Here is an 18823-nt window from a genome sequence, read left to right on the forward strand (position 1 = left end):
GCGGGACGAGGCTGTCGACGGCCGCCGCGTCCAGGAGGGCGACGGGCTGCTCGGGCTCGCGGGGGAGCTCGGTGAGGGACATGCGGATTCCTCTTCGCTGCCGCGGCGGTCACCGCGGGTGGGGCACCGCGGTCGGGCCGCGGCTTCTCGGGACGGGAGGAGCGTGCGCGGCCCCGCTTGCCGGGCACTTGGAGCCGACTTGGACGCCGGCTTGCAGCGGGTCGCGGTCCGCGGCGGCGCACGGAAAGGGGTCCCGCCGGGGCTGCCGCGCTGGGAGCATCCGCCGCGTGCGCTTCCGAGTCCTCGGGCCGCTCGAGGTCACCGGTCCCGACGGCCGTCCCGTCGACGTGGGCGGGGCCAAGCCCCGGGCGCTGCTGACCCTGCTCCTGGCCGACGCCGAGCGGGTCGTCGGCATCGACCGCATCGTGAGCACGCTGTGGGGCGAGGAGCCGCCGCCGACGGTCACCGGCACCCTCCAGGCGTACATCTCGCACCTGCGGCGGGTGCTGGAGCCCGACCGCGGGCCGCGCGAGGCACCGACCGTGCTGATCACCCGACCCCCGGGCTACCTGCTGCGCGCCGGCGCCGACGACCTGGACCTCCTCGGCTTCACCCGGCTGATCGAGGACGGCGACCGCGCGGTGGCCGACGGCGCTCCCGCGCGCGGGGTGGCCCTGCTGGACGAGGCACTGGGCCTCTGGCGCGGCGAGCCGCTGGCCGAGCTGGGTGACCTGCCCGCGGCCGCGAGCGAGCGGCTGCGGCTCACCGAGCTGCACGTGCGCGCCCGGGAACGGCGCTGCGACGCGCTGCTGGCGGTCGGCCGCCCGGAGGCCGCCGTGCCCGACCTGCAGCACCTGGTGGCCGAGCACCCGCTGCGCGAGCGGCTGTGGGCCCGCCTGGTCACCGCCCTGTACGCCGCCGACCGGCGGGCCGAGGCCCTGGACGCCTGCCGCCGGTGCGCCGGGCTGCTGCGCGACGAGCTGGGCATCGACCCAGGGCCGGAGCTCCGCGACCTCGAGCAGGCGGTGCTGCGGCAGGACCCGCGCCTGCTGGAGCGGCTGCCCCGGCCGGTGCTGCCGCCGGCGCCCCGTCCCGCACCGAGCACCTCGGCCGACGCGCTGGTCGGCCGGCGGGCGGAGCTCGACCAGGTGCGGGCGGTCGCCGAGCGGGTGGCGGGCGGGCGGTCCGCCGTCGTCGTGGTGGAGGGCGAGGCCGGCATCGGGAAGACCCGGCTGGCCGGGGCGATCGCCGACGGCGCCCGGCTGCTGGGGTGGCCGGTGGCGTGGAGCCGGTGCGCCGACGACACCGGTGCGCCGGCCCTGTGGCCGTGGACCCAGGTGCTCGAGCAGCTGGACCAGCCCGAGCTGGTCCCCGACGCCGCCACACCCGGCGACGACGCCGACGCCGCCCGCTTCCGGCTGTTCCAGGACCTGCGCGCCCGGCTCACGGCAGCGGCGTCCCGCCCGGTGCTCGTCGTCCTCGAGGACCTGCAGGGCGCCGACACGACGTCGGTGCAGCTGCTCGGGCTGCTCGTCCGCCACCTCCCCCGCGCGCCGGTGTTCCTCGTCGTCACCGCGCGGACCGTCGGGGAGCCGCTGCCCGAGGCCGTCGCCGACTGCCTCGCCCGGCTGGCTCTCGAGCCCGCGGCCACCTGCCTGCGGCTGCGCGGCCTGGACGCCGACGACGTCGCCGCGCTGCTCACCGCTCAGCTGGGCTCTCCCGGCGACCGGGCGCTGGCCGCTGCCGTGCACGACCGCACCGGCGGCAACCCGTTCTTCGTCGTCGAGCTGTCGCGCTGGATGCTCGGCGCCCACGACCGCCACCTGGAGGACGTCCCGGTGCCGCCGTCGGTCGGGGAGGTGCTGCGCACGCGCCTGGCCCGGCTGCCCGCGGGCGCCCGGGAGGTGCTCGAGCTGGCCGCGGTCGCCGGCCGCGAGGTGCCCCTGGCCCTGCTGGAGGCGGCCGGCACCGCCGTCGACGACGCGCTGACCGCGATGGACTCCGCCCTCGCCGTCGGCCTGGTGGGCGAGGGCGGGCGGCCCTGGAGCTGGCGGTTCGCCCACGCGCTGGTGCAGGAGGTGCTGGCCGGCGACCTGCCCGCGCTGCGGCGGGCCCGGCTGCACGCCCGCGTCGGCGAGGCGCTGGAGCGGCAGCTCGCGACGTCCACGGACGACGGGGTCGTGGAGCGGCTGACCCACCACTTCGTCGCGGCGCTCCCGGTGGTGGGGTCCGGCCCTGCGCTGCTCTACCTGGGCGCGGCGGCCCGCGCCGCCCGGGCCCGGCTGGCCCACGGCGAGGCCGCCGCGCACGGCCGGCGCGCCCTGCAGCTGCTCGACCCGGAGGCGCCGGACGCCGCCCGCACCCGGCACGACCTGCTCACCGCGCTGGGCGGCGACCTGCTGCGGAGCGGCCAGCTCACCGAGGCGCGCGAGGTGGTGGCCGAGGCGATCTGCCTGGCCCGCCAGCTCGACGACCGGGAGTGCCTGGCCGAGTCCGCGGCGGTCTGGGGCAGCGTCACGCTGTGGAACTGGCGGCCGCACGGGGTGGTCGACGAGGACATGGTCGCCGTCCTCGAGGACCTGCTCGCCGAGCGCCCCGACGGCGATGACCCCACCACCGCCCGGCTGCTCGGCACGCTGGGCGTCGAGCTCGCCTTCGGCCCGGACGACCGCGGGGTGCAGGCGGCCCGGCGCGCGATCGCGATGGCCCGCCGGATCGGCGATCCGGAGCTGCTCGGGCGCACGCTCAACAACTTCAGCCTGGCGGTGTGGGGGCGGCCCCGGGCGGCCGAGCTGCGGCTCGCCGCGGCCGACGAGTCGCTGGAGCTCGCGGGGCGCGGGCTGCCGCGGCGCACCGAGTTCCTGGCGCACCTGCACCGGGCGGCGATCCGGCTGCACCTGGGCGACCTGGCCGGCTTCGAGGCCGACCACGCCCAGGCGCGGCGGCTGGCGGTCTCGCTCAGCGGCCCCGAGGTCCGCCCGCACGTGCTGTGGCAGGCCGGCGGGCTGGCCTGGCTGCGCGGCGACGCCGCCCGCGCGGAGGAGCTGACCACCGAGGCGTACGAGCTGTTCCGGCGGGTCACCCCGCACGCCCGGCACGCCTACGCGGCGCACCAGTTCACCCTGCGGCGGGCCGACCACCGCGAGGCGGACGCGCTGCCGCTGCTGGTGGAGACCGGTGACGAGGGCAACCCGCTGCTGCAGGAGATGGCGGTGCTCGCCGCGGCGGAGTCCGGTGACGTCGCCGAGGCCCGGCGGCTGCGCGCCCGCTGGGGCCGCACCCTCGTCCGGGACTGGGCCAGCGACGTCGCCCTGTACCTGCAGGCCGAGAGCTCGCTGTGGCTGGGCGACGAACCCGACTGGGCGACGGCGCTGGCATCGCTGCTCCCCTACCGCGGCCGGCAGGCGGTGCTCGGGACGCCCTCGCTCACCCTCGGCGCCTACGACGAGCTGCTGGGCCGGATCGCCGAGCGGCTCGGCGACGAGGCCGGCGCCCGGCGGTGGTGGACCGCGGCCTGGAAGGAGGGCGGACTGGTCGGCTCACCGCACCAGGTCGCGCTGGCCGAGTCGCACCTGCGCCGGGTCGCCGCCGAGCCGAGCCCCGCCTGACCCCCGGCGGGGGAGGTCCGGGCGTGCGCACCCCCGTCCTCCCCCACCGTGGCGCGTCTCCCGCAGCGTCTGCGGTCAGGGAGGACGCTCGATGATCAGGTCACCTCGTCATCGCCGGGCGCCCGCTACGCCGTGGTGGCGATCCCGCCGTCGACGGGGATCACGGCGCCGGTGACGTAGGCGCCCGCCCGCGAGGCGAGGTAGACGACGACGCCCGCCATGTCGTCGGGGCGGCCGATGCGGCCCAGCGGCGACTTCGCGGCGATCTCGGCCCCGAAGGCGTCCAGCGTGGCGGCCATCATCTTCGACTCGAACGGCCCGGGGGCGACGGCGTTGACCGTGATCCCCTTGGGCCCGAGCTCCTTGGCCAGCACGCGGGTGAGCTGGTGCAGGCCGGCCTTGCTGGCCGCGTAGGAGTACGTCGGCATCGGGTTGACGTGCAGGCCGTCGATGCTGCCGACGTTGACGATGCGCGCCGGGTCACCCTCGGTCGCCGCGGCCTCCAGCTTCGGCAGGAACGCCCGGGTGAGGAAGAACGGCGACTTCAGGTTCAGGTCGAGCAACTTGTCCCAGGCCGACTCGGGGAAGGTCTCCAACGGCTCGCCCCAGGTGGCGCCGGCGTTGTTGACCAGCACGTGCACCCGCTCCTCGGCGCGGCCCACCTCCTCGGCCAGGCGCTTGCACTCGGCCTCGGTGGAGAGGTCGGCCGGGATGGAGACGACGGTGCCGAACTCGGCGAGCTCCGCGGCCGCGGCCTCGCCGGCCTCGGCCTTGCGGGAGCTGATGTAGACCTTCGCCCCCGCCTGCAGCAGGCCCCGGGCCATCATCAGGCCGATGCCGCGGGTGCCCCCGGTGACCACAGCCACCTTGCCGGTCAGGTCGAACAGGTCCACGGGTACCTCCGGTTCGGGCGTCGCGGCGCCGTCGTCGGCACCGACCCCGGCACCCTAACGAGGCGGGGAGAGCTCGCCACGGCGCCGTCCCCGCCGACCTGTGCCAGCCTGGCGGTCGTGATCGGATCCGCCGCGACCCCGGGGGCCACCAGCGAGGTCGGCCCGCTGCGCACCGTGGTGCTGCACCGGCCCGGCCCCGAGCTGCGCCGGCTGACGCCGCGGAACAACGACCAGCTGCTGTTCGACGGCGTCCCGTGGGTGGCGCGCGCGCAGGAAGAGCACGACGCGTTCGCCCAGGCCCTGCGCGACCGCGGCGTCGAGGTGCTGCACGTGGCCACGCTCCTGGCCGAGGTGCTCGCCGTCCCCGCCGCCCGGGACGAGCTCGTCACCGCCGCCGTCGACGACCCCCGGCTCGGCGCCACCCTGCAGCGCGACGCCACGCGGCACCTGGCCTCGCTGGCCCCCGAGGACCTGGCGACGGCGCTGATCGCAGGCGTGGCGCACGAGGAGCTGCGCGGCTCCGGCCTGGCCTACCAGCTCATGGACCGCTCCGACTTCGTCGTCCCCCCGCTGCCCAACCTGCTGTTCACCCGCGACTCGTCGGTGTGGATCGGCGACGAGGTGGCGGTGACCTCCCTCGCCATGCCCGCGCGGCACCGGGAGAGCACGATCACCGCCGCGATCTACACCCACCACCCGCGGTTCGCCGGGGCCCGGCAGCTGTACGGCCCGGAGCTGGAGCACCTCGAGGGCGGGGACGTGCTGCTGCTGGCCGAGGGCGTGGTGGCCGTCGGCGTGGGCGAGCGGACGACGCCCGGCGGCGCGGAGCGGCTGGCCCGCCGGCTGTTCGCCCGCGGGCTGGCGCACACCGTGCTCGTCGTCCCGATCGCGCAGGAACGGGCCACGATGCACCTGGACACGATCGCCACGATGGTCGACGTCGACGCGATGGTCATGTACCCGGCGGTGGCGGACTCGCTGGTCGCCTGGACGGTGCGTGCGCCCGAGGGCTCCGCGCCGGAGGACGCCGACACCACCGACCTCGACGTCACCGGGCCCGAGCCGTTCGTCCGCGCGGCCGCCCGGGCGATGGGCATCGACAGGCTGCGGGTGATCGACACCGGGCTGGACCCGGTCACCGCCGAGCGCGAGCAGTGGGACGACGGCAACAACACCCTCGCCCTGGCCCCGCGCCTGGCGGTGGCCTACGAGCGCAACACCGTCACCAACGCCGCGCTCGAGGCGGCCGGCATCGAGGTGGTGCGCATCGCGGGCTCCGAGCTCGGCAGCGGCCGGGGCGGCCCGCGCTGCATGTCCTGCCCGGTCTCCCGCGACCCCCTCTGACCCGATCCGGCCTTCCGTGCTCATGGCGCCGGTCGGGGGACTCCCCGCTGCAGGGGCGCCGCCGCGTTGATCCCGGCCACTACGCTGCCAACCCTCCGCGCCGGGCCCGGCGCCTCGGGGAAGGGACGGCTCGGTGGCGACGACGGGGACGGCGCGCAGGACGGGGCGGATCGCGGGGATCGGCGGCGGGCTCGTCGGCTACCTGGTCTTCGTCGAGTTCACCAGCGGCGTGCTGCAGGGCTACTACATCCCGCTGCTCACCGACATCGCCCGCTACCTGGGCGTCAACGACGCCGACGTCAACTGGCTCGAGGCCGCCCAGCTGGTGCTCTCGGCGATCGCCGTGCCGGTGCTCGCCAAGCTGGGCGACCTGCACGGGCACCGCCGGGTGCTGCTGTGGTCGGCGGTCGCCACGGCGCTGGCCACGGTCGCGCTGGCGTTCGCCACGAGCTTCCCGGTCTTCCTGGTCGCCTGGGCGCTGCAGGGCCTCTACGTCGTCTGGCTTCCGCTGCAGGTGGCGCTGATCTGGGACCGGTCGCGCCGCACCCCCGGGGCCGCGAGCCAGACCCGCCGCGCGACCGGCCTGATCGTGGCCGCGCTGCAGGCCGGGGCGATCGCGGGTGCGCTGGGCGGCGGCCAGATCGGGCAGAGCCTCGGCGACCACCTGTGGCTGGTGCTGGTGCTGCCCGCGGTGCTGGTCGTCGGCGTCTGCCTGGTCGTCGCCTTCCGGGTCCCCGAGAGCGAGGACCGCACCGGCGGCACCGTGGACGCGACCGGCGTCGCCCTGCTCAGCGTGATCCTGCTGGTGATCACCGGCGGGCTGAGCTTCGTCCGGCTCAACGAGGGCGCGCTGTGGCCGTGGGCGGTGGCCGCGGTCGGCCTCCTGCTCGTCGTCCCGTTCGTCGCCTACGAGCTGCGCCAGGACGACCCGCTGGTGGACTTCCGCGTGCTCCGCAGCCCCGCGATGTGGCCGGTGCAGCTCACCGCCGGGCTGTTCGGGGTCAGCGTGCTCGGCGCCCAGGGCCCGCTCTCCACCTACGCCCGCACCGACCCGGCGGTCTACGGCTACGGGCTGGGCCTCACGACCAGCGAGGTCTCGGTCGTCATCGGCGCCTACGTCATCTCCATGCTGGTGGGCGCGAGCCAGTTCTCCCGGGTGAGCCGGCGCACGACCCCGCGGAGCACCCTGATCGGCGCGGCGACCCTCACCGGCACCGGCTACCTGCTGCTGGTCCCCTTCCACGACACGCTGGCCCAGATGCTCACCTGCATCGCGATCGCGGGCCTCGGCTCGGGCGCCTTGGTGGCGGCGCTGCCCGCCGCGGCCGCGGCCGCCGCACCGGTGGGCCGCACCGCGGTCGCGACCGGCCTGACCAACACGACGAAGGTGATCGGCGGGTCGTTCGCCTCGGCGGCGTTCGCGCTCGCGCTCGCCTCCAACGTCCCGTTGCTGGCCGACGGGTCGGCGGGCACCGCCGGTTCGCTGTCCGGTTACATCACCGTGTGGGTGATCTGCGGGACGACGGCGCTGCTGGCGGCAGTGGCGCTGCTCGTGGTGCCGCGGCTGGCCTTCTCCGACCCCGCCGTCCCCGAGACCGCCGAGGAGTCCCGAGCATGAGGCGCGCGCTGGCATTGGCCGCGACGGGGGCCGCCGCCGCGGCCGCCACGACGACCGCCCGCCGGGTCGCCCGTTTCCGGCCGGTGGCGCATCCGGCCGAGCCCGTCGACCTCTCCGGCCTGGACGCCGACGGCGCGGCGCAGCGGCTCGCCGAGCTCATCCGCATCCCGACGGTCTCCTCGCGCGACCCCGGCCAGGTGGACACCGCGGCCTTCCAGACCTACCGCGGACGGTTGGCCGAGCTGTACCCGTGCACCCACGGGGCTCTCGAGCGCGAGGTCCTCGGCGACGGCGCGCTGCTCTACCGCTGGCGGGGCAGCACCGACGAGCCGCCGCTGGTGCTCATGGCGCACTACGACGTCGTCCCGGTCGCCGGCCAGGAGTGGAGCCGCGACCCGTTCTCGGGGCTGGTCGAGGACGGCTACGTGCACGGCCGCGGCGCCATCGACGACAAGGGCTCGATGGTGGCGATCCTCGAGGCGGTCGAGGCGCTGGTGGACGAAGGCTTCACGCCCCGGCGCGACGTCTACCTCTCCTTCGGCGACGACGAGGAGATCGCCGGCGTCGGGGCGCGGCTCGCCGTGGAGGCGTTCACCGCCCGCGGCATCCGGCCCTGGGCGGTGGTCGACGAGGGCGGCGCCGTGGTGAGCGGGATGTTCCCGGGCGTGCCGGGGCAGGTCGCCGTCGTCGGGCTGGCCGAGAAGGGGCTGCTGGACGTCGAGCTGGTCACCACCGACGCGGGTGGGCACGCCTCCTCCCCCGCCCGTGGCGGTGCGCCGGCGCGGCTGGCGAAGGCGATCCTCGCCCTGGAGGACGACCCGTTCCCCGCGCGGCTGCACGACGTCGTCCTCGGCATGATCGATGCCGTCGGCCGGCAGGCCCCTCTCGGCTACCGGGCGCTGTTCGCCCACGCCGCCCAGCTGCGCCCCGTGCTCGCGTCGGTGCTGGCGCGGGCGGGCCGCGAGGCCGGCGCCATGGTGCGGACGACGGTGGCGGTCACCCGGCTGGAGGGGAGCAGGGCGGCGAACGTGCTGGCCACCCGCGCGCTGGCGCACCTGAACATCCGGATCGCGCTGGGCGAGAGCGTGCAGTCGACGGTGGAGCGGCTGCACCGCGTCATCGACGACCCGTCGGTGGAGGTCCGGGTCGTGTCGGGCAACGACCCGTCGCCGGTCTCGCGGGCGGACAACGAGGCGTTCGCGCTGATCAGCGCGGCGGCGCGGGCGACCTACCCCGACGCCGTCGTCGCGCCGTACGTGATGGTGCAGGCCAGCGACGCCCGGCACTTCAGCCAGATCTGCGACAGCGTCTACCGGTTCATGCCCTTCGACCTGAGCCGCGAGGAGCTGTCGGCGCTGCACGCCGCCGACGAGCGCATCTCGATCGCCGCCCTGCACCGCGGCGCGGGGTTCTTCCGGCACCTGGTCCGCAGCGTCTGAGGGGCGCCAGGACGCCCGGCACCGGCCCTGACGCCGGCGCTCTGCCCCGGGTCACGGACTCCCGGGCGCTCGCTCCGGCGCCGAGCTCCCGCCCCCGCCACGGTGCCCCGACGCAGTCGCTCTCTGCCCACACCCGCAGGGCAGAGGGCGACTGGGCCCGACCCACCCCTGCCGGGCCACCGGCGACCCGCCCGCACGTCGTCGTCGCACGGCGAGCGCCCCGGGGGAGGACTCGGCGGCGAGTGCACCGGCAGCCGTGTCGGGCGCGGCCGGCGGCGTGCCGTCCCCGGCCCCCGGGTGCCGGCGGTAGCTCTCCACGGGCGGCGCCCTACCCGGTCCGGGCCTCGCCATGCCGGGTCCCGCGCCCGGCGCTGCCGGACGCGGGACCCGGCGGTCAGCGCAGGGTGATCTGGCGCGACAGCAGGCCCGCTCGGGCGCGCCGCTCGTCGGCGGTCAGCGGGGCGGTCTCGGCGAGCGCCTTCTCCAGCCGGGCCTGGAACTCGGTGGCGGGGCCGACCCAGTCCGCGGCGGGGACGTCGGCGGGGAGGTCCCACACCGGGACGACGAGCCCGTGCGCCCGGAAGGCCCCGGCGTACCGCGTGCCCTCCCCCAGGAGTATCTGCTCCGCGGCGGAGAGGCGGGCCAGCGCGTCCAGGAGCTGCTCCTCCTTCTCCGCCCGCACCCAGCGCAGGTGCGCCCGCTCGTTGCCCGGGCGCACCCAGTACGCGGCCTCCAGGCCTTCCAGCCGCACCGTGGGCAGGATCGCCTCGTTCGCCTGCGCCAGGCCGGCGCGCGCCTGCGGGTTGGGGTCGGTGCCCTCCAGCCAGAAGTCGAAGGTGTCGTGCACGGTCACCTCCAGCGGCGCGGTGAGGTCCAGGACCTCCTGCAGCCGCGGGCCCGCCGACCCGGCGCCGCCGATCGGGCCCGGGTCCACGGGCGCACCCGCGGGGGCCTCCAGCGCCGCGGCGATCGCGGTGCCCAGGTCACGGCTGACGTCGTCCGACGAGGTCGCCAGCTGCGCACCGACCAGGATCTGGCCGTTCGCGCGCACCAGACCAGGAGCACCCCCGGGCAGCACGCTGGCCAGGGTCAGCTCGCGGCCGTCGGCCGAGCGGAGCGTCGCCGTCGCCGCCGGGACCAGCTCCCGCAGCGCCACCCAGTCGGCCTCGCCGGGCAGGCCCTCGAACGGCCGCGTGACCGGCGGGGCGTACCCCGAGCCGTGGCAGTGCTTGTAGCGGCGGCCCGACCCGCAGGGGCAGGGCGCCTTCGGGTTGACGCCACCCTCGGCGACGGGAGCGGTGGCGGTGGAGCGCTTGCGGGAAGCCATGCGTGCAGCCTAAGCGGCCCCCTCGCGGGGGCTCGGCACGAGCAGGCGAGTGCCGGGGGGCGAGGGGGTCCTCCTAAGGTCGGCGGCGTGACCGTGTCCGTCGACGCGCTCGACCTCCGCGCCCCGTCGTTCGTCGCCGACCCCTACCCCGCCTTCGCGCGGGCCCGCGCCCAAGCGCCGGTGCAGTGGCACGAGGGGCTGGGCCTGTGGCTGGCGCTCACCCACGCCGAGTCCAACGCCGTGCTGCGCGACCGGCGTCTCGGTCGCATCTGGCGGGACAGGGAGCCGGCCGAGCGCTTCGGCAGCTTCAACCTGATCCACCGCAACGCCATCCTGGAGATGGAGCCGCCGGACCACACCCGCCTGCGGCGGCTCATCACCAGCGCGTTCGCCCGCGGGCACGTGGAGCGGCTGCGGCCGTGGGTGGAGGAGCTCGCCGGACGGCTGGCCGGCGAGCTGGTCGAGCGCTCCGCCGGATCGGAGCCGGTCGACCTGCTCACCGGCATGGCCGAGCAGCTGCCGGTCGCGGTCATCGCCGAGCTGCTGGGGGTGCCCGAGACCGACCGCCCGCTGCTGCGGCCGTGGTCGAACGCGATCGTGAAGATGTACGAGTACGGGCGGACGGCGGCCGTCGAGGAGGCGGCCGAGCGAGCGGCGGACGAGTTCGTCACCTACCTGCGGCAGCTCGCCGCCGAGCGGCGCACCGCCCCCGGCGAGGACCTGCTCTCCCACCTGGTCTCGGTGCGGGACAGCGACGGCGACAAGCTCACCGAGGACGAGCTGGTCACCACCTGCATCCTGCTGCTCAACGCCGGCCACGAGGCGACCGTCAACGTCACCGGCAACGGGATGCTCGCGCTGCTGCGCCACCCCGACCAGCTGGCCGCCCTGCGCGAGGACCGCTCCCTGCTGCCCGCGGCGCTGGAGGAGCTGATGCGCTTCGACCCGCCGCTGCAGCTGTTCGAGCGCACCGCCACCGCCGACGTCGAGATCGGCGGCGTCAGGGTGCGCGAGGGTCAGAAGATCGCGGCCCTGCTCGGCGCGGCCAACCACGACCCCGCCGTCTTCACCGCCCCCGAGACGCTGGACGTGCGGCGCACCGACAACCCGCACATCGCCTTCGGGGCGGGCGTCCACTTCTGCATCGGGGCGCCGCTGGCCCGGGTGGAGCTGCAGGCCACGTTCGGCGCGCTGCTGGAGCGGACGTCGGTGCTGGAGCTCGGCGGGGAACCGGTGCGCCGCCCCGAGTTCGTCATCCGCGGCCTCGAGACGCTCCCCGTCGTCCTCGGCCGCTGACCGCGACGCCGCCGTCCTCCCTCACCGCGCGGCGTCCTCCCTCACCGCACACAACGAGGACGGACGCTCGATGACCAGGTGGGCTGATCGTCGCAGCAGCAGTAGAAGGTGAGCGCGGTCACTGGCAGGATCCGGCCATGCGCGGCTTGATGCAGGACTACCCCCTCACGATCGACTCGATCTTCCGGCACGTCGAGCAGCACTACGGCGACGGGACGATCGTCACCAACAACCCCGGCGGGGTGACGCGAGCGACCTACGCGGAGTGGGCGGAGCGCACCCGCAAGCTGGGCGGCGTCCTCGACACCCTGGGCATCAGCGCCGACGGGCGGGTCGGCACCTTCGGCTGGAACAGCCAGCGGCACCTGGAGCTCTACTTCGCCGCGCCGTGCACCGGCCGCGTGCTGCACACCCTCAACGTCCGGCTGTTCCCCGAGCAGCTGACCTACATCGCCAACCACGCCGAGGACGAGGTCGTCTTCGTCGACCGCACCGTGCTGCCGCTGCTCTGGCCGCTGATCGACACGATGAAGACGGTCAAGCACGTCGTGGTCATGGACGACGGCGGCGACAACGAGATCCCCGACGATTCCCGGGTGCTCGACTACGAGACGCTGCTGGCCGACGCCCAGCCGGTCGAGTTCGCCGTCACCGACGAGTGGCGGGCCGCCTCGATGTGCTACACGTCCGGCACCACGGGCAACCCCAAGGGCGTCGTCTACTCGCACCGCTCGACGTTCCTGCACACCATGGGCGTGATGGCGCCCAACGCCTTCGGCCTCGGTATCAACGACGTCGCGATGCCGGTCGTCCCGATGTTCCACGCCAACGCCTGGGGCATCGCGCAGGCCGCCCCGGCCGCCGGCGCCTCGCTGGTCATGCCGGGCGCGCTCATGCAGCCCGAGGCCCTGGCGAAGCTGATCGTCGACGAGGGCGTCACCTTCACCGCCGGTGTCCCGACCATCTGGCAGGGCGTGCTGCCGCACCTGGCCGGCAAGCCGCACAAGCTCCGCGACATCGGCTGCGGCGGCTCCGCGGTGCCCAAGGCGCTGAGCGAGGCCTACCGCGAGCAGGTCGGCATCCCGATCCTGCAGGCGTGGGGCATGACCGAGACCCACCCGGTCGCCTCCTCCGGCGTGCTGCCCAAGCGCTACCAGGACGCCGACGACGAGACCAAGGCCACCCAGCGCGCCCGCGCCGGCATCCCCTTCCTCGGCGTCGAGGCCCGCATCGTCGACTCCGACACCCTCGAGCCGCAGCCGTGGGACGACAAGGCCACCGGCGAGCTGCAGGTGCGCGGCCCCTGGTGCGCGCAGGACTACTACAACCCCGACGCCGGCGTGGAGCTCACCACGGCCGACGGCTGGATGAAGACCGGCGACGTCGCCGCCATGGACGCCTTCGGCTCGATCCGCATCGCCGACCGCACCAAGGACCTGATCAAGTCCGGCGGCGAGTGGATCAGCTCGGTGGACCTGGAGAACGCGATCATGAGCCACCCGAAGGTGAAGGAGGCCGCGGTCGTCGGCATCCCGCACCCGAAGTGGGACGAGCGCCCGCTGGCCTGCGTCGTGCTCAAGGAGGGCGAGGAGGCGACCGGGGAGGAGATCCTCGAGCACCTCAAGCCGCTGGTGGCCAAGTGGTGGATGCCCGACGCCGTCGAGTTCATCGACGAGGTGCCCAAGACCAGCGTCGGCAAGTTCTCCAAGAAGGACCTGCGCAGCCGGTTCGCGGAGTACGAGCTGAAGAGCTGATCCCCGGTGGCGGGCGCGGTGGAACCGCGCCCGCCACCGGACCCGTCATGCTCTCCAGAGGACGACTTCCGGAGGGCGAGTGGAGCGGGACGAGGCGTTCACGCGGTACGTGGACGAGCGCTGGCCGGTGCTCGTCCGGTCCGCGGTGCTGCTCGGCTGCGCCCGACCCGAGGCCGAGGACCTGGTGCAGACGGCGCTGGTGCGCTGCTACGTCGCCTGGGACAAGGTCGGCAGCGCGGCCAACCGGGACGCCTACGTCTACCGGGTGCTGGTCAACTGCCACCACGACAGCCGCCGCCGGCGCTGGTGGGGCGAGCGGCCGACCGCCGAGGTGCCCGACGTCGCCACCGACGACGGCACCGCGCAGGTGGACGACGCCGACGCCGTCCGCCGGGCGCTGGCGCGGCTGAGCCCGGCGCACCGCGAGGTGGTCGTGCTGCGCTACTACGCCCACCTGGGCGAGCAGCAGATCGCCGACGCGCTGCGCATCGCACCGGGCACGGTGAAGAGCCGGCTCTCGCGCGCGCTGACCCAGCTGCAGGCGGATCTGGACGTCGCCGAGCTGCGGGGAGGGAGGGCATCGTGACCGATCGGGAGACCTCGACGTTGCTGGGGGAGCTGGCCGACCGGGTGCCGGTCGGCCCCGCACCCGTGGGGCGGCTGCTGAAGGCCGGCCGCCGGGCGCGCCGGCGCCGGACCGCCGGCGTCTCGCTCGCCGTGGCCGCGGGCGTGGCGGTGGTGGCCGGCGGTGTGGTCACCGTCGTCGACCTGCCGGACGGGCAGGGAGGCGGCGCCGGCTCGGCTGCGGCCCTGAGCGCCGAGGAGCAGCGGGAGGGCGGTCCGGAGGCGGCCGACGCCGCCCCGGGCACCGGCATGCCGCCGGCGGACGGCGGGGAAGACCCCGGGACGGCGGCCGGCAGCGAGCTCTCGCAGCTCGCCGGGGACCCGACCGCCGGGCGCACCGGGCCGCTCGACAGCACCCCCACGAGCTCCTGCGCCGTCGAGTACAGCCCCGCCGCGCTCAGCAAGCAGGAGTTCGCCTTCGCCGGCGCGGTGGTGGACATCGGGCCCGCCGTGACGACCCGGCCGGGCGCGCCGGGTCCGCCGGAGGACCTGGTCGGGGTCACCTTCGCCGTGCAGGAGTGGTTCTCCGGCGGATCGGGGGAGACGGTGACCGTGGACCTCCCGGCGCCGTACGACCCGGTCGCGGGCAGCAGCACGCCGGGGCCGGTCTACGGCGTCGGGTCGCGCCTGCTGGTCAGCGGCGCCGACCGGTGGGAGGGCTCGCCGCTGGAGCCGATCGCCTGGCTGTGCGGCTTCACCCGCTACTACGACGAGGAGACCGCGGCCGCCTGGCGCTGACGAAGGACCCCGTCCTCCTCACCGCTCGCCGGCTCGCGGCGAGCCTCGGGACGGGGCCTAGCGGACGAAGGGTTCCTCGCCGGTCTCGCTGACCATCGGCTTGCCGGCGGCCTGCCACTCCCCCATGCCGCCACCGACGTTCACCGCGTCGAAGCCGTTGGCGTTCAGCCAGGCGGCAACCCGTGCCGAGCGGCCGCCGCCGCGGCAGGTGACGTAGAGCGGGTCGCCCTCGGGGAGCTCGTCGAGCCGGGCCGGGACGTCGCCCATCGGGATGTGGGTGGCCCCCTCGATGTGGCCGTGCACCCACTCGTCGTCCTCGCGGACGTCGAGGACCACGGCGTCCTCGGGCAGCTCGGAGGCGGGCACGGTCGGGACCTGCTGCGGCATCACACCCCCATCGTGGCACGGGCACCGGATGCGCGACCGGTGCGCGCGGCACTGGGAGGATGGGCCCGATGTCCCCCAGCCACCGGGCCGCCGCAGGCGGCGCCCGCCCGACGCCCGTGCGCGAGCCCGCCTGGGAGCTGCCGCGCTCGGCGATCGGGCTGTGGGTGGTCGAGAGCCTGATCAGCGCCGCCTTCGTGTGGCTGGGCATCGGCGCGTTCCTGCTGTTCGTGCCCGCCGACGCCGGTGACCCGCTGCCGCTGCTGCGCCGGCTGGTCCCCCTCGCCGGTGCGGTCTACGCGGTGATCGCGCTGAGCATCCGCCCGTGGTTCAAGCACCGGGTGTACCGGTGGGAGATCACCAACGAGGCCGCCTACACCCGCACCGGCTGGCTCACCCAGACCTGGACGCTGGTGCCGATCTCCCGCATCCAGACCGTCGACGTCACCCGCGGCGTGCTGCAGCAGATGTTCGGCCTGGCCACCGTCGCGGTGCTCACCGCCTCCAGCCAGGGCACCGTGCGCATCTGGCACCTCGAGCGCGACGTCGCCCAGCGCGTCGCCGACGACCTCGCCCGCCGGGCCGAGCTGGTCCGCGACCAGGCCACCTGAGCCGCCGTGCAGCCCGCGCCCCCACCCCCGCGCCGGCCGGCCGGCCCGCTCCCGCCCTGGCCGCCGCCCCTCGGCCCGCCGCCGGCCCCGCCGACCGCCGGTGAGCCTCGGCGGCTCTCCCCCCGCGTCATCGCCGTCCACACCGCGACGTTCCGGCAGGCCCGGTCGTTCGTGCCCGCCGTCATCCCGGTCATCGCCGCGACCGGGTTCGACGGCGGGATCCGCACGGTCATCGCGCTCGTCGTCGGCGTCACCCTGCTCTCGCTGCTCACCGCGACGCTGAACTGGTGGCGGTTCAGCTACGCCGACGGGCCCGCCGCCGTCGTCATCACCCGCGGCCTGCTGGCCCGCTCGGTGCGCACCGTGCCGAACGACCGGATCCGCGGTGTCGACGTCGAGGCGCCGCCGTTGCACCGCGTTCTCGGCCTGGTGCGCGTCCGCATCGACGCCGCCGCCGGGGCGGTCACCGACGGCGACGAGGAGCTGCTGGTCGACGGGATCCCCCGCGCCGAGGGCGACCGGCTGCGCGTCGCCGTCCTCACCCACCGCGCCGCCGCGGCACCCGCGGTCGCCCCGGACGGCGCCCCGGCACCCGAGCCGGTCGAGGAGGAGTACGCCCGCTTCGACCACCGCTGGCTGCGCTACGCCCCGCTGGTCGGCACCTACCTCGCCGTGCCGCTGGCCGCCGTCGGTGCGCTGGTCCGGCTGGCCGAGGAGCTGCCCGGGCAGTGGACCCCTGAGTTCCAGGAGCCCGACCTCTCCGACGTGCGCCTGGTCGCGGCCGGGCTGGTCATCGCGCTGCTGGTGCTGCTGGCCGGGTCCGTCGTCGGCGCGGCCCTGGTCAACTGGCGCTTCCGCGTCGTCCGCCGCGGCGCGTCGCTGATCGCCTCACGCGGGCTGCTCACCCGCCGGCACACCGAGCTCGAGGTGGACCGCATCCGCGGCGTCACGGTCACCGACGGGCTCGGCATGCGGCTGGTGCGGGCTGCCCGCGTCAGCGCCCTGGTCACCGGGCTCGGCGACGCCGCCGGGCGCGGGCAGCTCTTCCCCCTGGGCCCGCGCACCGAGGCGTGGGCGCTGGCCAGGCGGGTCACCGACGACCCCGGCGCGCTCGTCGCCCACCCGCCCGCGGCCCGCCGCCGCCGGGTCCTGCGCGCCGTCGCCTTCGGGCTGCTGGTCACCGCGGGCGGCGGCGTCCTCCTGGCCGGGGACGGCGGGTGGTGGCTGCTGGCCGCCGGCCTGGTGCTGACCGTGCTGGGCATCCCGGTGGGGCTCGCCCGCTACCGCTCCCTCGGGCACGCCGCCGGGCCGCGCACCTTCGCCGTCCGCAGCGGCTGGCTGGTGCGCGAGCACGCGGTGCTGGAACGGCGGGCGGTGGTGGGCTGGCAGGTCCGGCAGTCGTTGTTCCAGCGGCGTGCCGGCCTGGCCACCGTCACCGCCTGCGTGGGCGCGGGCAGCGGCGGCTACGCGGCCCTGGACATGGCCGCCGACGAGGTGCCCGCCTTCGCCCTGGCCGCCTCCGAGCCGTGGGCCGGCGCGCTCGGCAGGTGACCGGCAGGGGGAGGGAAGGCAAACCTTTCCGAGACCGGCGGTAGTCGATCACCGCTCCGGGTAGCTGGCCCGCGATGTCGTCCTGGGGAGCTCAGCCCGTGAGGCCACCCGTGTGCCGCAACGGCTCCGCGGCGCCCAGCCCCACGCGGCCGGCCAGCGCCGCCGCCTCCACCCGGGTCGCCACCTGCAGCCGGCGCAGCAGGTGCGCCACCAGCCGCTTCGTCGTCCGCTCCGAGACGTGCAGCGTCGTGGCGATGTCCACGGTGCTGGTGCCGTCGGCGATCAGCCGCCACAAGCGCCGCTCGTCGGCGGTGAGCTGGTCGGCGATGCTCTGCTCACCGGTCGGCGCGGCGTCCGCGAGCAGCTGGCGGAGCAGCGCCTCCGGGAGCACCGACCAGCCGTCGAGTACGGCCAGCAGCGGCCGCACCAGCGCCTCGGGGTCCGCGGTCTTCGGCAGGAAGCCCGACGCCCCCGCCCGCAGCGCCTCGATGGCGGCGTCCGCCTCGGCCAGGCCGGAGAGCGCGACCACCCGCACCATCGGGTCCGCGCGCCGGATGGCGGCGATCGCCCTGGTGCCGCCCGGGGGCGGCATGTGCAGGTCGACGATCGCCACGTCGGCGTGGTGCCGCTGCACCATCGCGGCGGCGGCCGACGCGTCCTCCGTCGTCGCCACCACCCGCACCCGGCCCTCGCTGAGCCCCGGCAGCAACAGGCTCAGCCCACGCGTGAACAACGGGTGGTCGTCCACGACGACCACGTCCACCGGCGGCCTGCGGTCAGCAGCGGCCACGTCGTCGGTCTGCCCCACATCGCTCCTGACGGTCGGTGCGTTCCGGCGCTGCGGACCGGACTCCCGAGGAGGTGCCCGTGACCCTGGCTGCCGACACGCAGGCGTCGACGCGTAGCCGCGGACTGCTCAACGATCTCGCCCGCGTGCTGCGCGCGCACCTCCCGCGCCCACGCCGTGGGACCGTCCCCGACCCGGAGGCTCCCAGCCCCGAGGACGCCGTCGTCCGCGCGCTCTGCCACGACATGCGCACCCCGTTGGCCTCGCTGGAAGCCGTGCTCGGCTCGCTCGACCGCGCCCCCGGGCAGACCGGTGAGCTGCTCGCGCTCGCCCGGGCCCAGACGGCGCACCTGTCGTCGATGCTGCGCACGGCCGACGCCACGGGGGGCGCCGTCCAGCGGTCCCGCGGCACCCGGACCCTCTGCGACGTCCTGCGGGCCTCGGTGGCCGCCTCGGGTCTCCCCCGGTCCCAGCTCACGCTGGAGGTCGAGGACGGCGCCGGGGACATCGCCGTCGCGGACGCGCGCGTGCAGCGCATCCTCCTCAACCTGCTGGAGAACGCCCACCGCCACGGGAACGGTGCGCCGGTGCGCCTCCGGGTCACGGCTCGCGCCGGCTGGGTGGACCTGGCGATCACACAGGCCGTCGTCCCGGTCGAGCGGGTCCTCCAGCACCTGGGCGACGACCGCCCCCCGGTCGACCTCACCGGGCTCGGGCTCTGGTCGGTGCGCCGGCAGGCCGGGGAGCTGGGTGGCCGGGTGCTGTGGTCGGCGGACGGCGACGTGCTCACGCTGACCGTGCGCCTCCCCGACCGCTGACAGGTTGGCACCGGCGGGCCACGGGACGGCA

Annotated in this window: 15 protein-coding genes; 11 read left to right on the forward strand and 4 right to left on the reverse strand. The window is 75.9% G+C overall.

Annotated elements, in window-relative coordinates; all coding sequences use genetic code 11:
- Window positions 1-287: 287 nt before the first annotated feature.
- The gene (locus tag ACI79W_RS12755; protein ID WP_456562454.1) at window positions 288-3608 is read left to right on the forward strand and encodes a BTAD domain-containing putative transcriptional regulator; all 3321 of its coding nucleotides are present in this window, start codon (window positions 288-290) and stop codon (window positions 3606-3608) included.
- Between the two features lie 125 nt (window positions 3609-3733).
- Here the strand turns inward: ACI79W_RS12755 and ACI79W_RS12760 are convergent, their stop codons facing one another.
- Window positions 3734-4501 (reverse strand): SDR family oxidoreductase, encoded by a 768-nt coding sequence (locus tag ACI79W_RS12760; RefSeq protein ID WP_456562455.1) that lies wholly within the window; start codon window positions 4499-4501, stop codon window positions 3734-3736.
- A gap of 117 nt (window positions 4502-4618) precedes the next feature.
- Here ACI79W_RS12760 and ACI79W_RS12765 point away from each other — a divergent pair, with 117 nt between their 5' ends.
- From ACI79W_RS12765 to ACI79W_RS12775, 3 genes are all read left to right on the forward strand, one after another.
- Window positions 4619-5845: an arginine deiminase gene (locus ACI79W_RS12765; RefSeq protein ID WP_456562456.1), complete on the forward strand. Its 1227-nt coding sequence runs from the start codon at window positions 4619-4621 to the stop codon at window positions 5843-5845.
- Between the two features lie 133 nt (window positions 5846-5978).
- Window positions 5979-7463: an MFS transporter gene (locus tag ACI79W_RS12770; RefSeq protein ID WP_456562457.1), complete on the forward strand. Its 1485-nt coding sequence runs from the start codon at window positions 5979-5981 to the stop codon at window positions 7461-7463.
- Entirely contained in the window at window positions 7460-8902 is a 1443-nt protein-coding gene (locus ACI79W_RS12775) for a M20/M25/M40 family metallo-hydrolase (RefSeq protein WP_456562458.1), read from the forward strand. The genes ACI79W_RS12770 and ACI79W_RS12775 overlap by 4 nt, the downstream gene beginning before the upstream one ends.
- 394 nt (window positions 8903-9296) lie before the next feature.
- On the opposite strand, the gene ACI79W_RS12780 is transcribed toward ACI79W_RS12775, so the two are convergent.
- Window positions 9297-10229, reverse strand: a complete 933-nt coding sequence (locus ACI79W_RS12780; RefSeq protein WP_456562459.1) for a DUF5926 family protein — start codon at window positions 10227-10229, stop codon at window positions 9297-9299.
- An 87-nt stretch (window positions 10230-10316) separates the two neighbouring features.
- Here ACI79W_RS12780 and ACI79W_RS12785 point away from each other — a divergent pair, with 87 nt between their 5' ends.
- From ACI79W_RS12785 to ACI79W_RS12800, 4 genes are all read left to right on the forward strand, one after another.
- On the forward strand, window positions 10317-11525 hold the full coding sequence (locus ACI79W_RS12785) for a cytochrome P450 (protein ID WP_456562460.1): 1209 nt from the start codon (window positions 10317-10319) through the stop codon (window positions 11523-11525).
- A gap of 137 nt (window positions 11526-11662) precedes the next feature.
- Complete coding sequence (locus tag ACI79W_RS12790; RefSeq protein ID WP_456562461.1) at window positions 11663-13279, forward strand: long-chain fatty acid--CoA ligase; 1617 nt, start codon at window positions 11663-11665, stop codon at window positions 13277-13279.
- Between the two features lie 79 nt (window positions 13280-13358).
- Window positions 13359-13865 (forward strand): SigE family RNA polymerase sigma factor, encoded by a 507-nt coding sequence (locus tag ACI79W_RS12795; RefSeq protein WP_456562462.1) that lies wholly within the window; start codon window positions 13359-13361, stop codon window positions 13863-13865.
- Window positions 13862-14641 carry a hypothetical protein gene (locus ACI79W_RS12800; RefSeq protein ID WP_456562463.1) on the forward strand — a complete coding sequence of 260 codons (780 nt, stop codon included), beginning with the start codon at window positions 13862-13864 and terminating at the stop codon, window positions 14639-14641. The genes ACI79W_RS12795 and ACI79W_RS12800 overlap by 4 nt, the downstream gene beginning before the upstream one ends.
- 57 nt (window positions 14642-14698) lie before the next feature.
- Here the strand turns inward: ACI79W_RS12800 and ACI79W_RS12805 are convergent, their stop codons facing one another.
- Window positions 14699-15028 carry a rhodanese-like domain-containing protein gene (locus ACI79W_RS12805; RefSeq protein ID WP_236826386.1) on the reverse strand — a complete coding sequence of 110 codons (330 nt, stop codon included), beginning with the start codon at window positions 15026-15028 and terminating at the stop codon, window positions 14699-14701.
- 68 nt (window positions 15029-15096) lie between these two features.
- Here ACI79W_RS12805 and ACI79W_RS12810 point away from each other — a divergent pair, with 68 nt between their 5' ends.
- Entirely contained in the window at window positions 15097-15636 is a 540-nt protein-coding gene (locus tag ACI79W_RS12810) for a PH domain-containing protein (RefSeq protein WP_456562464.1), read from the forward strand.
- Window positions 15637-15807: 171 nt separating this feature from the next.
- A complete protein-coding gene (locus ACI79W_RS12815) occupies window positions 15808-17187 on the forward strand; it encodes a PH domain-containing protein (RefSeq protein ID WP_456562465.1) in 1380 nt (459 codons plus the stop codon).
- A 91-nt stretch (window positions 17188-17278) separates the two neighbouring features.
- Here the strand turns inward: ACI79W_RS12815 and ACI79W_RS12820 are convergent, their stop codons facing one another.
- A complete protein-coding gene (locus ACI79W_RS12820; RefSeq protein WP_456562466.1) occupies window positions 17279-17995 on the reverse strand; it encodes a response regulator in 717 nt (238 codons plus the stop codon).
- Between the two features lie 59 nt (window positions 17996-18054).
- Between ACI79W_RS12820 and ACI79W_RS12825 the strand changes: the two genes are divergently transcribed.
- Window positions 18055-18792: a sensor histidine kinase gene (locus ACI79W_RS12825; RefSeq protein ID WP_456562467.1), complete on the forward strand. Its 738-nt coding sequence runs from the start codon at window positions 18055-18057 to the stop codon at window positions 18790-18792.
- Window positions 18793-18823 lie beyond the last annotated feature (31 nt).

Source organism: Blastococcus sp. SYSU DS0533 (assembly GCF_054050775.1).